The organism is Sulfitobacter sp. (assembly GCF_039977885.1).
Taxonomy (GTDB): domain Bacteria; phylum Pseudomonadota; class Alphaproteobacteria; order Rhodobacterales; family Rhodobacteraceae; genus Sulfitobacter.
Window position 1 is genome coordinate 572,170 of record NZ_JBDWCI010000020.1, and the last position, 13,904, is coordinate 586,073.

Below are 13,904 nucleotides of genomic sequence, written 5' to 3' on the forward strand. Positions count from 1 at the left end.
GGGCGATGGCGCAGGATGTCACAGTCTCGTTAGGTGATGACGGCTCGATTTCTGCCCGCACAATTCAGCTTTTTGCGGTGGTCACTGTGTTGAGCCTGGCCCCCGGCCTTGCCATTATGGTGACCTGTTTTCCGTTCCTCGTTACGGTCCTGTCGATCCTTCGGCAGGCGATCGGGTTGCAGCAATCACCGCCAAGTATGCTCATCGTCAGCCTTGCACTTTTCCTCACCTATTTCATCATGGAGCCGGTTTTTACGGCGGCGTGGACCAATGGGATTGGCCCGCTCACCCGTGAGGAAATAGACATAGAACAGGCCTTTTCCCTCACATTAGAGCCGTTCCGCGGATTTATGGCGGGGCGTCTGGACCCGCAAACATTTTTCGCCCTCGCAGAGCTACGGCCCGATACAATCACTGCTGCACCGACGGCTGACGCGCCACTATCGGTGTTGGTTCCAAGCTTTATGCTGTCCGAGATTTCCCGCGCGTTTCAGATCGGCTTTCTGGTCTATCTGCCCTTTTTGATTATTGATCTGGTTGTCGCGGCCATTCTCATGTCGATGGGGATGATGATGGTGCCACCTGCAGTTGTCTCTATGCCATTCAAACTGGCCTTTTTTGTCGTGGCCGACGGTTGGTCTTTGATCGCGGGTAGTTTGGTGCGCAGCTACTTTTAACGAAATATATCTCTAACAAGAGATTAATGCGCTCTATTAAGTTGGGGCGCATTAATCCTTTTCGCCGTTTCATTCGCTATGACTGTTCTGGATGTCAGGGGTGGCAGCGGGAACGGGATCGGGAATATGGACGGCAAATTCAGACAATTTATTCATGTGCACACAGGTGGATTCGGTGCAGGCCTTCGCTTTTCCTCCCGCTTTGTGGATGTGTTGGTGGCACCTTTCATACTCGAGCTGGCGGTGTTCTACGCCTACCTTGCCGCACGGGTGGTCACGCTGTTTATGCCACTTGCCTTGGAGCTCGTTGGACGTAAGGCCGCTCCCCAATTAGCAAGCTTAGCCCGGATGGATGGGCAAACCCCGTTTCAGGCCGCAGCCGCACGGATCAATTTGGGCTATCTTATGATCTGCGGTGGGGGCGGGGTTGTCTTATTGGCATTGGCTCCGTTCGCGAACATTGTTTTCAACGGTCTTGATCCGGCATTTAACGATATTCTGTTGTGGTTGGTCATTGGCCAATCGGCTCCGGTATTGTTCGGAGCAACAGGTCTTCTGATGCATGCGGTTGACAGAGCCGCTTTTTACGATGTGCTGCAGGGCATGACAGCACTTTTATTTGTCGGGTCCATTGTCTGGTTGGATGTGAACAAGGGAGGCCAAGTGGCGCAAACATTTGCGGCGGCCCAATTAACCCAGGCCGCGCTGTGTGCGTTGTTGTTGACCCAATGTGGTGTCTGGCCAGGGCTGACAGCCTTGTTCAAAAAGCAGATTAAGCTCTTTTAAACGTTAAGGGTTAGCGCACAACGAATTCGGCATGAAGTGCGCCGGCGGCTTTGATACTTTTCAGGATGTCGATCATATCACGGGGGGAAACGCCCAGCGCATTAAGTCCGGCAATAAGCTCTGACAAAGATGCACCTGCGGGAATTTCTGCAAGGCCAATACCTGGCTCTTCTTCAACGGCCGCGCGGGTGCGAGGTACAACAACTGTCTGGCCCTCGGCAAAAGGATTTGGCTGTATGACAAGTGGCTCTTCCTGAATTCGTAGGGTCAAATTACCTTGACTGACCGCAACGCGAGAGATGCGCACATCTTCACCCATCACAATGGTGCCAGAGCGTTGATCGACCACTACCCGGGCTTTGCGTTCGGGTTCAACTTCGATGTTTTCAATTCGGCCAAGTGCATGCGCGACTGATTGCATACGCGTGGCATCAATATCCAAAACGACCGTCCCACTGTCCAGCATTAGGGCAACGCCACGGCCAAAGTCGCGATTGATTGCCTGCTCGATCCGACCTGCGGTTGTGAAATCGGCTTCCCGTAGTGCAAGGCGGAGATCTGAAAGAGAGCTAAGTTGAAATTCGATTTCGCGTTCTATTCGCGCACCAGAGGGGATGGTGCCGGAGGTAGGAACCCCTTGGGTCACTTGTGCCCCATCCCCTTCGGCAGTTGCTCCACCAGCGATAATTGTGCCTTGGGCGACCGCATAAATCTCGCCGTCGGCGGCGTTCAGCGGGGTCATGATCAATGTGCCGCCTAAAAGGCTACTCGCGTCTCCGATTGCAGATACTGTGACGTCAATCTGTCCGCCTGCTCGCGCGAAGGGCGGTAACGTGGCAGTAACCAAAACCGCCGCCACGTTTTTCGGTCGAAATTGCTCGCCTGTGACGTTGACCCCCAAACGCTCGAGAATATTGGTCATGATGTCTTCGGTGAAAGGTGCGTTGCGCAACCCGTCACCGGAACCATCAAGGCCAACGACAAGCCCGTAACCAACCAGATCGTTTCCACGAACCCCGTCAAAATCGACAAGATCCTTGATCCGGACAGGGGTTGCCTGAGCTGGCGCGGCCAAAGCTGAAATGAGAGCCAAACAAAGGCAAAGATGCGCAAGGAGTCTCACAGGTAGTTCACCAGCGAGAGTTGCGACATGCGAGATGTAATGGCGTAAAGGCTTTCCAATTGAAATTGCACTTGCTCCAATTCTGTGGCGGATTGATATGTGTCTACCGAGAGTAAATTATTACGAGCGATCTCAAGGGCTGTTCGTTCGGCACCATTTCGAACCGATAGTGTTTCGATCCTCGCTTGGGCCGAACCGACGGTGGCCTGAAGATCAACAATCGCTCCAGAAGTACTCACAACATTGGTAGTAACACGGTCCAGAAGTTCATCTTGTTGGGGGGCTGTCAGGCCAAGGGCCGGGTCGTCGGCCAATGCGGCGAGAGCAAGATCTCGTAGCGTGTCTCTAAAGGCAGGGTCATCGCCGCGCAATGGTAGCTCAATATTTTCCGTCTCTGAGAGCGGCATCGGGGCCAAGGCTGTATCCGACCCGAGATAACCTGTAGTGCCAAAGCCCGCCGGATCATCAAACCATGCTTGGGCTGCATTGATCATGTCATCAACGCTTCCCGCACCGGCCATCACAGTGCTGAGGTCGGAAAGGATGCTTTGCGCTGATGCGAGGGGGGCGGTATCAGTCGCCATACCGGAGAAAAGACTACGACCGCCCAAGCTTGTATTCAGAGCGCCGATAACGCTCTCCAAGGTGTTATGTGCTTCGGATACCGTGGAGGCCGTCCCCAGTGAGCTTGTGCTGCTGTTCAACATTGTATCACGAAAATTCGTACTGAGTTCGTTGATATAGCTGAGCGTATTTTGCATCCCTTCGGCAAATTGCCCGGTCTCGCGTGTGGCCTGGTCATACCCGTCAAGTTTGGTCAAGCTTCGTTCAAGATCGCTGGTGTAGCTTGCATTTTTCCCAACGACCTCGCGCATGTTTGCCGTCTGGCCGGTAGAAAGCTCAAGCGTAAGTCGCTCAATATCCTGTTTGATGGTTGCATTGCGGGATTGCATTGCGAATGAACGCGACAAATCTCCAAGAGAATTATAATTCATTTCTACAACCTCGTCAGTGTATCTAGCATTTCTTCAGCCGCCTGAATGACCCGCGCATTGGCCGCGTAGGCCTGTTCAAGAATGAGCAGGTTTTGCAACTCTTGGTCCGTGTCTACGCCGTCAGAGAGTTGAAGCTGTGTCAGCTCGTTAAGGCGGGCAGCCGCAAAGGAAAGGTTCTGCTCGTTGGTGCTGCGGGTCGCAGCGATGCTGCCATTAAAGGCACCCATCAGGTCAGCCATCGAACCTTGGTTAGAGCCTAGCGAACTCGAGCTGGGCACACGTGCACTTTCAAGCGCACCAAGCATGTCGCCCAATAGGGTTCCATCACCGGACGGACCGGATGTCACAGCCCCAACGCCGTCTCGTAGACGCCAGACTTCGCCGCCGGCATCAGGGTCCACTGCTGTATTTAACGTCAGCCGCCTACTCAGGCCGACTTCGTCGGTGGGATCGAATGCGGCACCCGCATCTGTGAATAGGCCCGCATCACCAGTCGCACGGGTCGCATCAATGGACGGATCTTCAAAGCGTTCAACCAGATCGCGGGCGATGGTATCAAGCTGGCTCTGTGCTTCGACGCCATAAGTATCACGCACGGCAAAATGGGCTTCAAGGCTCCCGCCGCCCAGCGCGCTGGTGCGGAGTTCTTGCCCGTTCAGTGTTAATCCGGAGAGCGTGCCAGCATCGAGCGTTTGGAACTCTGTTACTATGTTCTGACGTTCAAACCCGATGGTCACAGCCGTGTCATCAAGCAGAATAGCGCCGCCTTCAGAGTATATTGTGATAGCACCATTGTCGCGTGCTAACACGTTGATGGGAACAATCGCTCCAATGGTATCAAGCACAACCTGCCTTTGATCCAGTAAAGCAGGGCTGCTTCTGTTGGTTGCTGTCGCAGATGCGATTTGCTCATTGAGGTCTTCAATCTGCTGCAATGCTGTGTTGAGTGTGGACACGTCGTCAGCGATGCTTGCATCGGCGTCCGTACGCAGATCCTGAATCTCGCGGGCAGCCGAATTTAGTCCCTCAACCAGTCGGTTCGCGTCACTCACTGCAATGCTCAACCGTTCTGTTGCGTCGGGTCTGCTCGCGGCGCTAATCAGGCTTTGTTCAAAAGCTGCCAGGCGTCCGCCGATACTATCCTCATCCCCCGCAATTCCGATGGCATCTTCAATTTTTGTGAAGAAATCGACGACCGTTTGACTGTTTTGTTGGGCAGAGTCTGCGGCACGCCGGTCGGCGACGACCCCTTCGTTCATATGGCGGGTAATGCCGTTCACCTGCACGCCGCCTGTCGCGCCATAGCTTAACGAAGACAGGCTGATTTCCCGCCGCCCGTAAGATGGTGTCAGGGCGTTGGAGATGTTGTTCGACACAAGCTCTGATCCGAGTGCTGTTGCGCGCAGCCCCGATATTGCTGCGCTCATGGCTCCGGTGATCGACATGGTGTTCCCCTTCGGTCAATGCGGAAGGCGCACCGCTGCGCCTTCCGGTTTCAATGGATCAACGTTTGATGTTTGTCGTTTCCTGCAACATTTCGTCGACGGTCTGGATGACTTTGGCGTTTGACGAATAGGCGCGCTGGGTTTGGATCATCGAGGTCAGCTCGTTGGCAACATCGGTGGTCGATTCTTCGCGGGCATAGGAGACGATATCACCTGTCGGCCCGTCACCGGCATCCCACAAAAAGAACGATCCGCTATCAACAGAGGGCTGGAAGGTTTGGGAATCCAGTGACACCATACCATTCGGATTGGGCAGTACGACCAGTGGCACCTGATAGATCGTACGCGTTACGCCAGTATCGAATGTTGCGTGGACAAGGCCGTTGCCGTCCACATCAACGCTGGTCATATTGCCAACCGAAAAACCGTCTTTGGTAATGGAAACGGGCGCAAAGGTATCGGCCAGCTGGGTCATTGCATCACTTTGACCCACGACGCCAATCTGGATTTCCAGAGGTCCGCCAGCAACATTGACGATAAGGTCACCGGTTGTCGCATCGTATGCCCCACCTGAAACTGTGGTGACACTGGCCAATGTGCCTCCGGACGTCCGGTCGTCCGCAAAGGTTAGCACGTACTCACCAATAGTCACAGAAGGGTCGATTGAATCGGTGATGGTCATCGTCCATTCATTCGACGCCGGATCACCGGCATTAGGAATAGTTGGTGTGAAACTGATCCCGATGCTTTCGGAAATGCCCAGATTGTCAAAATACTCTACTGAAAGTTCTTGAACCTCACCCGAAGCGCCCTCCACGGTGCCGGTTGCAGGTAGGTTTACGCCCAGCGTGACCCGCGTTGTCGGTTCACCAGTGAGCTGGTTCACGTTGATCTGGATCGGCTCAAGTTCGGTGGACATATCGCGGGAATTGCTCGGGATGCTGCCGTCAGGGTTTGCAGGCCAGCCTAACAATACAATGCCGGTCGAGGTTGTCAGATAACCGTCTTCATTTGTGTTAAACGACCCTGTGGATGTCAGCAGCATTTGCGGATCGCCGTTGGCAGTGGCGAGATCCGTCAGCTTTGCAACAGGCAGGAAACCGTTACCGCGCACGGCAAGGTCGGTCGAATTAGATGAGCTGGCCAGCGATCCGGCCAAGTTGATATCACGCTCTGTCGAGGCGCGAACCCCACCCGCAGTGTAGTTTTCACCATTGCCCGAAATAACGACCGATTCAAAATCGGTCTGAACCCTTTTGTACCCGTAGGTTGAAGAGTTTGCGATGTTGTCCGAGATGCTTGCCAGTTTAGTAGCATTGGCCTGAAGCCCTGCCACACCTGCGTTCAAGGAAGATGAGATTGTCATTAGACACGCCTTTCTGCTCTGCCGTTTCCTGATCGTACCCAAGGCATAGCGCGGAACGATTTAATGCCGGACTAACAGATAAAATGCGTCCTATTTCTCGCTCTCTATGAAATCTCTCTCAACAGTACGATTTCGAGTCGGTCATTGCGCAAGGCCATCGGGTCTTTCACAACCAGCTCGCGATCGGCATGACCTGTCACGCGCTGGATCCTCTCGGGCTTGATTCCCTGACCTTCCATCAACAGGCGCATTTGTGTTGCGCGGCGTTGCGACAGGTCCCAAACGGAATTCTCACGGATCACCAGCGGTTGCGCGCGCACATGCGCCCCAATGGCGACCTCGTTCGTGACCGTCTTGCTGATCTGTGAGATTAACACCGCAATGTCCTGCAACAGCGGGGCAGGGGTGCTGCTGTTGCCGATAAAAATTTGCTCATCCTCGCGGGAGTAAACCTCGATCACGAGCCCCTCATCGGTAATCCGTGTGTTAATATGTTCGAGCAAGTTTTCCATCACATCGGATTCGCCGCCGTGCCCTTGCAACTCAGCATTAAGGCTTTCGAATAGGGCATCTTGCGTGGCTCGTTCTTCTGCGGAAGGATCGTCGCCCGATTGGCCGCTCGCCTTATCTTCGGCAGCGGGGCGGTCAGCAGATGCACCGGTGCCGTCCTGCGGCATGGTCATCTCGGAAAAGATACTGTCGCCGGAAAGTGACCCGTTACCGCCACCCGAAACGCGTACAATCGGAATAGTCGGCGAGAAATAATCCGCCAGCCCTTTTCGTTGTTGTTCAGTTGTCGCGTTCAGCAGCCACATCAACATAAAAAAGGCCATCATCGCAGTCACGAAATCCGCATATGCGACTTTCCAGGCACCGCCATGGTGACCGCCGCCTGCGACGACCTTTTTACGTTTAATGATGACTGGCGCGCCGTTTGATTGCGCACTCATATTCACCACCTCAATTTCACCCGACATCAGCAATAGCGTGAAAGCCGTTATGAAATTATGAATGGTTCCTTTGATGGTTAGCGGCAGGTAAAATCAGAACAGCTTGCACGTGAACGCAGCGTGTTACCACTTGCGCCGCTTTGCCAAGGCGATCTGCTTTTGTCGCTCGCGAAAGCGGTTCTTGTCGTCTTCTGTCGTCTCGTCCACGCAGTGATGGCAGCTGACTCCGGCTTCATAGCCTTCACGTTCTTTATCGACGGGCAGAATCGGACGGCGGCACCCGTGACAAAGTAAATGTGGCCCGGGCTTGAGGCCGTGCTCAACGCTCACCCGGTTGTCGAACACAAAGCATGATCCGTTCCACGTGCTTTGCGCGGCGGGCACGTCTTCGAGGTATTTCAAAATCCCACCCTTAAGGTGATAGACGTCTTCGACGCCCTGTCCCAACAGGTAATTGGTCGATTTTTCGCAACGGATGCCGCCGGTGCAAAACATGGCGATTTTCTTGTTGTGAAAGCGGTGCTTGTTCGCTTCCCACCACGCGGGAAACTCGCCAAAGCTGGCGGTTTGGGGGTCAATCGCCCCCTCGAAGGTGCCTATCGCAACCTCGTAATCATTACGCGTGTCGATCACGGCGACATCGTCGCGTGCAATCAGTTCGTTCCATTCCTGCGCCGCTACGTAATGACCGGTGCCGGCCATCGGATCCACATCCGGTTGCCCCATGGTCACGATTTCACGTTTGAGCTTTACCTTCATCCGGCCGAATGGGGGCGTGTCACTGTGTGAAATTTTATGCTCGAGATCCGCACAGCCGGGCAGGGCGCGCAGATGCGACAGCACGGCATCCACTGCCGCTTGCGATGGTCCCGAAATGGTCCCGTTCACCCCTTCACGCGCCAATAGGAGCGTGCCGGTGATCGACTGCGCAAGGCACAGCTCCAGCAAGGCTGGCTTGAGCGCTTCAGGATTGTCGAAGCGTGCGAAGTGGTACAGGGCGGCGATGGTATACATGGGTAGCCAAATAGGCCCGCAAGGGGCTGTTGCGCAAGCCCCGCGTGGGTTAAAATGAGGTCGAACAGGTTTTTCCAATGAATGAGGCCCGCCATGCATGCGCTTTTGGTGATCGACGTACAGAATGATTTTTGCGATGGCGGTGCGCTCGCCGTGCCCGAAGGCAGCAGTATCGTCGCGGGGATCAACGCTATTATGGGGCAGTTTGATGCTGTTATACTGACACAGGACTGGCATCCGGCAGGCCATTCCTCCTTTGCGTCCAGTCACGCGGGTAAATCCCCGTTCGATGTGACCGACATGCCTTATGGCTCACAGGTGCTTTGGCCCGATCACTGCGTCATCGGCACGGACGGGGCCGCGCTTCACCCGCTGCTAGAAAGCGATCGCGCCGATATGATTATCCGCAAAGGGTTCAACCCTGCGATCGACAGCTATTCTGCTTTCTTCGAGAACGACCATAAAACGCCTACAGGGCTGGAAGGGTATTTGCGGACCCGTGGCATCTCCGACCTGACGGTTGTGGGTCTCGCACTGGATTTTTGTGTGAACTACTCTGCCGTGGATGCGGCGCGTCTGGGGTTCAAAGTATCGGTCAAGACCGACCTGTGCCGTTCGATCAACCTTAATGGATCACTGGCCCAAGCGCACAGCGAAATGAGCAGTGCTGGCGTCACTTTGGACTAACGGCTTGCCCCCTTGCGCCGCATAGGCCACAAAACATTGGCCTAACGGAGCTTGCATCATGGTCGATATCGCCACCCGCGTCTGGAACCACAAATGGAAGATCGACCCCATCGTGCGGTCGCTCATTGATACGGATTTCTACAAGCTGTTGATGTGTCAAAGCATCTTTCACAACAAACCGGACACGCAGGTCACATTCAGCCTGATCAACCGCTCCAAGGACGTGCCACTGGCCAAGCTTATCGATGAAGGTGAGCTGCGCGAGCAACTGGATCACATTCGCACCCTCAGCCTCAGCCGCGGCGAAAGCACATGGCTGCGCGGCAATACATTCTACGGCAAGCGCCAGATGTTCCGCTCTGACTTTATGGAGTGGTTCGAGAACCTGCGCCTGCCCCCTTATCACCTCGAGCGTAAGGGCGATCAATACGAGCTGACGTTCGAGGGCAAATGGCACGAGGTTATGCTGTGGGAAATTCCCGCCCTTGCAGTGCTGATGGAGCTGCGCAGCCGCAGCGTGCTCGACAAAATGGAGAAGTTCGAGCTGCAAGTGCTCTATGCCCGTGCGATGACCCGTGTATGGGAAAAAGTCAAAGCGCTGCGCGATATACCGGACCTGTCGATCGCCGATTTCGGCACCCGCCGCCGCCATAGCTTTTTGTGGCAGGATTGGTGTGTGCAAGCCATGAACGAAGGGCTGGGGGCAAAATTCACCGGTACTTCCAATTGTAAGATCGCCATGAAGCGGGAACTGGAAGCAATCGGCACCAATGCCCACGAGCTGCCCATGGTCTATGCCGCGTTGGCCAAGACGGATGAAGAGCTTTTTCAAGCGCCCTACAGCGTGCTGGAGGATTGGCACGCCGAGCATGAGGGCAATCTGCGCATCATTCTGCCCGATACCTACGGCTCTCAAGGGTTTCTGGACAATGCGCCCGACTGGCTTGCCGGTTGGACGGGCATCCGCATCGACAGCGGTGATCCGGCCACCGCAGCGCAACAGGCAATTGACTGGTGGAAGGCGCGCGGCGAAGATCCTCGTAAAAAGCGCCTGATCTTTAGCGATGGCCTCGACGTGGCAAAAATTCAGGAACTGCATGCCCAGTTCGCTGGCAAAACGGCAATCTCATTTGGTTGGGGTACGCTGTTGACTAATGATTTCCGCGAGCTGGTCCCCGAGGATGCGCTGGCCCCCTTCAGCCTTGTTTGCAAAGCGGTCAGCGCGAATGGTAACCCAACTGTCAAACTGTCGGACAATCCCAACAAGGCGATGGGCCCCACAGACGAGATCGAGCGCTACAAGCGGGTCTTCGGTGTGGGTGAACAGACGGTACAGGACGTTATTGTGTGACGGCTAGCCCGCGTTGCTCCGCTTGCGGGTGAGGATATTGGCACGGACAAAGGCCGCGATGAAAATTGCTGTGAGGATCAGAATGATCGTAGGGGCCGGCGCGCTGTCGATGTAGAAGCTCGCATAAACGCCCAGCACACCCGCGAACATTGTCACGGCAACGGCAATGGGAAGCATCCGCTTGAATTGCTGCGTTGCCAGAAACGCAATCGCCCCCGGCGCAATCAATAGTCCGATAGACAAAATGATCCCCACGGCGGATAGGGTCGCCACAATCGTGAGCGAGATCATCGCCAGTAGGCCGTAATGCAGCCAACCCACGCGCAACCCTACTGCCTGCGCCTGCACAGGGTCAAAAGCGTGCAGCATCAGGTCGCGCTGTTTGGCAATCAGAATGATACTTACGAAAAGCGTAACCAGCCCCGCAGTCCAAAGATCGGCCTGCCCGACGCCCAACATGTTCCCGAACAGGATGTGGTCCAAATGCACTGCGGTCGAGACTTTAGTGTACATAACGATCCCGAAACCGAACATGCCGGAAAAGACGATGCCCATAACGGTATCCTGCTTTACCCGGCTGTTATCAGATAAAAACCCGGTCATGAGCGCACAGAACATGCCGGCACAAAATGCGCCGATTATCAACGGAATGCCAAAGATATAGGCACCCACCACGCCGGGCAGTACCGCATGGCTGATAGCATCACCCATCAACGACCACCCTTTGAGCACCATATAACATGACAGTAGGCTGGTCGGTACAGCGATCATCATCATGATGAAAAAGGCATTCTGCATGAATGGGAACTGAAACGGCTGGAGTAAGGTCTCGATCATGGCAGCAAGGCCTCACGTGCTTTGCGCCTTGCGGTCAGATACCCGTGCTTGGGGGCAAAAACAAAAGCCACAAGGAAGATAAGTGTCTGAAGGCTCACGATGATGCCACCGGTCGCACCGTCCAGAAAAAAGCTCAGATAAGCCCCGACAAAGGATGTGAGCGCACCGATGGACACACTCATCACCAATAACCGCGGAAAGCGGTCGGTGATTAGATAGGCTGTAGCGCCGGGTGTCACGACCATGGCAATCACCAAAAACGCCCCGACTGTCTGTAGCGCCGCCACGCAAGAGGCCGACAGCAACATGAAAAATATCACCTTCAACAATTCGGGTTTCAACCCGATGGATCGCGCGTGGCTTTCGTCAAAGAACGTCACCATCAGATCTTTCCACTTGGCCAGCAAAATCGCCAGCGTGACAAAGCCGATGATCGCCAGCTGCAGCGTGTCCGAGGGCGTGATGGCAAGGATATTCCCCATCGTGATCGTCTGGACACTGACCGATGTCGGGGACAGCGACACCATGAACAGACCCAGCCCGAAGAACGAGGTGAAAATCAGCCCGATGATTGTGTCTTCCTTCAGCCCTGACCGCTGGTTGAGAAACAACATCGCCCCTGCAGCAAGCCCGCCTGCGACAAAGGCACCCAAAGCAAACGGCAGCCCCAGCATATAGGCTCCGGCGACGCCGGGCACGATCGAGTGGCTCAGCGCGTCACCAATCAGCGACCAGCCTTTCAGCATCAGATAGGCGGACAAAAAGGCACAGACCCCGCCAACCAGCGCGCTCACCCACATCGCGTTAAACATATACCCGTAAGAAAACGGCAGCAGCAGAGTTTCCATCACGAAATCTCTTCCTTTTTGGCCGCGGCTTTGGTGGTCTCGTCGGCGTAGACAACAAAGGGCCGCTCGTCGTCGGTAATCACGCGTACCGAACGGGCATCATCATCGTCATGCAGGTCAGAGCCGCTAAGGACAAAGTGGCGCAGCACACCACCAAAGGCGATTTCGAGATTGTCGTGGGTAAATGTCTCTTCGGTGGTGCCATAGGCCAGTACGGTTTCTTTTACCAAGACCGTGCGGTCACAAAACTCGGGAACAGAGCCTAGGTTGTGGGTTGAAACCAGCATCACCCGCCCCTCATCGCGCATCTCGCGTAGGAGCGCGATGATCTGGTCTTCGGTCTGGACATCCACGCCGGTGAACGGCTCGTCGAGCAGGATCACCTGCCCCTCCTGAGCAAGCGCACGTGCGAGAAACACCCGCTTGCGCTGCCCGCCCGACAGCTCGCCAATCTGGCGGTGCCGGAAATCGGACATATTCACCCGCGCCAAAGCATCCGCGACCGCCGCATGATCAGCCGCTTTGGGGTGACGGAAGAACCCCATATGGCCGTAACGGCCCATCATCACAACGTCTTCGACCAATACCGGAAAGGACCAATCAACCTCTTCGGACTGCGGGACATAGGCAACGATATTGCGCTTTAGCGCCTCTTTGACGGGCATCCCGAGCACGGAAATCTCACCCTTTGCCGCAGGCACAAAACCCATAATTGCCTTGAATAGGGTCGATTTACCCGCGCCATTCACACCGACCAAAGCGGTAATCGTACCGGCAGGGATCTCGAACGAGGCATCTCGCAATGCGGTATGCCCGTTTCGGTAGGTGACAGTCACATCATGCGCGCGGATGCCTTCACTCATTGGGTGAGACCCTCAACGATGGTTTCCGATGTTACCCGCAGTAGGTCCAGATAGGTCGGCACCGGCCCGTCCGCTTGTGTGATGCTGTCCACATACAATACGCCGCCATAATGGGCGCCGGTCTCCCGCGCGACCTGTTGGGCGGGAGACTGCGAGACAGTGGATTCGCAAAACACTGCTGGGATTTTCTCACTGCGGACCGTGTCGATCACCTTGCGCACTTGCTGGGGCGTTCCCTGCTGGTCGGCGTTGATCGGCCACAGATACAGTTCTTTCATACCGAAATCGCGGATCAGATAGCTGAATGCGCCTTCGCAGGTCGCAAGCCACCGCTGATCTTCGGGCAAGGCGCGCACGGCGTCACGCAATGGTGCAATTGCCGCTGTAATCTCGGCCTTGTACCGCTCGGCATTGGCGGCATAGACCTCGGCGTTGTCGGGGTCGTGCTCTGCAAATGCGTCGCGGATATTATCCACGTAAACCAGCGCATTATCCAACCCCATCCATGCGTGGGGGTTCGGCTTGCCGTCATATTCGCCCTCGGTAATGCTCATCGGTTCAATCCCGTCCGTGAGCGTAGCCGCAGGCACATCGCGCAGGTTCGACAGGAATTGCTCGAACCAAAGCTCAAGGTTCAGGCCGTTCCATAATATCAGATCTGCGTCCTGCGCGCGGATGATATCGCGCGGGGTCGGCGCGTAACCGTGGATCTCGGCCCCGGGCTTGGTGATGCTTTCCACATCTGCCGCGTCACCCGCCACATTGCGCGCCATGTCGGCAATAACGGTGAAGGTCGTGACCGCCTTGAATTTCTCATCTGCAAAGGCAGCACTGCCCACGGTTGTGACAAGGGCTGTAATGGCGAGGGTTTTCAAGGATTTGACAAACATCGGCACGGTGTTCTCCTATAAATTCTGTACTTAAATGCTTATGAGAACCATTCACAACTGTAAATAAGAATG

General features: G+C 55.3%; 14 protein-coding genes. 4 read left to right on the forward strand and 10 right to left on the reverse strand.

Going from position 1 to position 13,904, the window contains the following annotated elements; translation table 11 throughout:
- Positions 1-5 precede the first annotated feature (5 nt).
- Together fliP and ABJM03_RS16460 are read left to right on the forward strand one after the other, a co-directional pair.
- Positions 6-677 carry a flagellar type III secretion system pore protein FliP gene (fliP, locus tag ABJM03_RS16455; protein WP_348419160.1) on the forward strand — a complete coding sequence of 224 codons (672 nt, stop codon included), beginning with the start codon at positions 6-8 and terminating at the stop codon, positions 675-677.
- Positions 678-803: 126 nt separating this feature from the next.
- Positions 804-1,463 (forward strand): hypothetical protein, encoded by a 660-nt coding sequence (locus ABJM03_RS16460; RefSeq protein WP_348418925.1) that lies wholly within the window; start codon positions 804-806, stop codon positions 1,461-1,463.
- A gap of 10 nt (positions 1,464-1,473) precedes the next feature.
- Here ABJM03_RS16460 and ABJM03_RS16465 read toward each other — a convergent pair whose 3' ends face one another.
- From ABJM03_RS16465 to ABJM03_RS16490, 6 genes are all read right to left on the reverse strand, one after another.
- Positions 1,474-2,556, reverse strand: coding sequence for a flagellar basal body P-ring protein FlgI (locus ABJM03_RS16465; protein WP_348418926.1), 1,083 nt, complete (start codon positions 2,554-2,556; stop codon positions 1,474-1,476).
- A 26-nt stretch (positions 2,557-2,582) separates the two neighbouring features.
- Entirely contained in the window at positions 2,583-3,581 is a 999-nt protein-coding gene (locus ABJM03_RS16470) for a flagellin (RefSeq protein ID WP_348418927.1), read from the reverse strand.
- A 2-nt stretch (positions 3,582-3,583) separates the two neighbouring features.
- A complete protein-coding gene (flgK, locus tag ABJM03_RS16475) occupies positions 3,584-5,026 on the reverse strand; it encodes a flagellar hook-associated protein FlgK (RefSeq protein WP_348418928.1) in 1,443 nt (480 codons plus the stop codon).
- A gap of 58 nt (positions 5,027-5,084) precedes the next feature.
- Entirely contained in the window at positions 5,085-6,392 is a 1,308-nt protein-coding gene (locus tag ABJM03_RS16480) for a flagellar hook-basal body complex protein (protein WP_348418929.1), read from the reverse strand.
- Positions 6,393-6,496: 104 nt separating this feature from the next.
- Positions 6,497-7,342 carry a flagellar motor protein MotB gene (locus ABJM03_RS16485; protein ID WP_348418930.1) on the reverse strand — a complete coding sequence of 282 codons (846 nt, stop codon included), beginning with the start codon at positions 7,340-7,342 and terminating at the stop codon, positions 6,497-6,499.
- A gap of 123 nt (positions 7,343-7,465) precedes the next feature.
- Positions 7,466-8,356 carry a rhodanese-related sulfurtransferase gene (locus ABJM03_RS16490; protein ID WP_348418931.1) on the reverse strand — a complete coding sequence of 297 codons (891 nt, stop codon included), beginning with the start codon at positions 8,354-8,356 and terminating at the stop codon, positions 7,466-7,468.
- A gap of 93 nt (positions 8,357-8,449) precedes the next feature.
- On the opposite strand from ABJM03_RS16490, the gene pncA reads away from it, so the two are divergent.
- Together pncA and pncB are read left to right on the forward strand one after the other, a co-directional pair.
- Positions 8,450-9,043: a bifunctional nicotinamidase/pyrazinamidase gene (gene pncA, locus ABJM03_RS16495; protein ID WP_348418932.1), complete on the forward strand. Its 594-nt coding sequence runs from the start codon at positions 8,450-8,452 to the stop codon at positions 9,041-9,043.
- A 58-nt stretch (positions 9,044-9,101) separates the two neighbouring features.
- Entirely contained in the window at positions 9,102-10,394 is a 1,293-nt protein-coding gene (pncB, locus tag ABJM03_RS16500) for a nicotinate phosphoribosyltransferase (RefSeq protein ID WP_348418933.1), read from the forward strand.
- A gap of 3 nt (positions 10,395-10,397) precedes the next feature.
- On the opposite strand, the gene ABJM03_RS16505 is transcribed toward pncB, so the two are convergent.
- Genes ABJM03_RS16505 through ABJM03_RS16520 form a run of 4 tightly spaced genes read right to left on the reverse strand, consistent with a single transcriptional unit; the run spans position 10,398 to position 13,832 of the window.
- Positions 10,398-11,231: a metal ABC transporter permease gene (locus ABJM03_RS16505; protein WP_348418934.1), complete on the reverse strand. Its 834-nt coding sequence runs from the start codon at positions 11,229-11,231 to the stop codon at positions 10,398-10,400.
- A complete protein-coding gene (locus ABJM03_RS16510; protein WP_348418935.1) occupies positions 11,228-12,079 on the reverse strand; it encodes a metal ABC transporter permease in 852 nt (283 codons plus the stop codon). The genes ABJM03_RS16505 and ABJM03_RS16510 overlap by 4 nt, the downstream gene beginning before the upstream one ends.
- A complete protein-coding gene (locus ABJM03_RS16515) occupies positions 12,079-12,942 on the reverse strand; it encodes a manganese/iron ABC transporter ATP-binding protein (RefSeq protein ID WP_348418936.1) in 864 nt (287 codons plus the stop codon). The genes ABJM03_RS16510 and ABJM03_RS16515 overlap by 1 nt, the downstream gene beginning before the upstream one ends.
- Positions 12,939-13,832, reverse strand: coding sequence for a metal ABC transporter substrate-binding protein (locus ABJM03_RS16520; protein WP_348419161.1), 894 nt, complete (start codon positions 13,830-13,832; stop codon positions 12,939-12,941). The genes ABJM03_RS16515 and ABJM03_RS16520 overlap by 4 nt, the downstream gene beginning before the upstream one ends.
- Positions 13,833-13,904 lie beyond the last annotated feature (72 nt).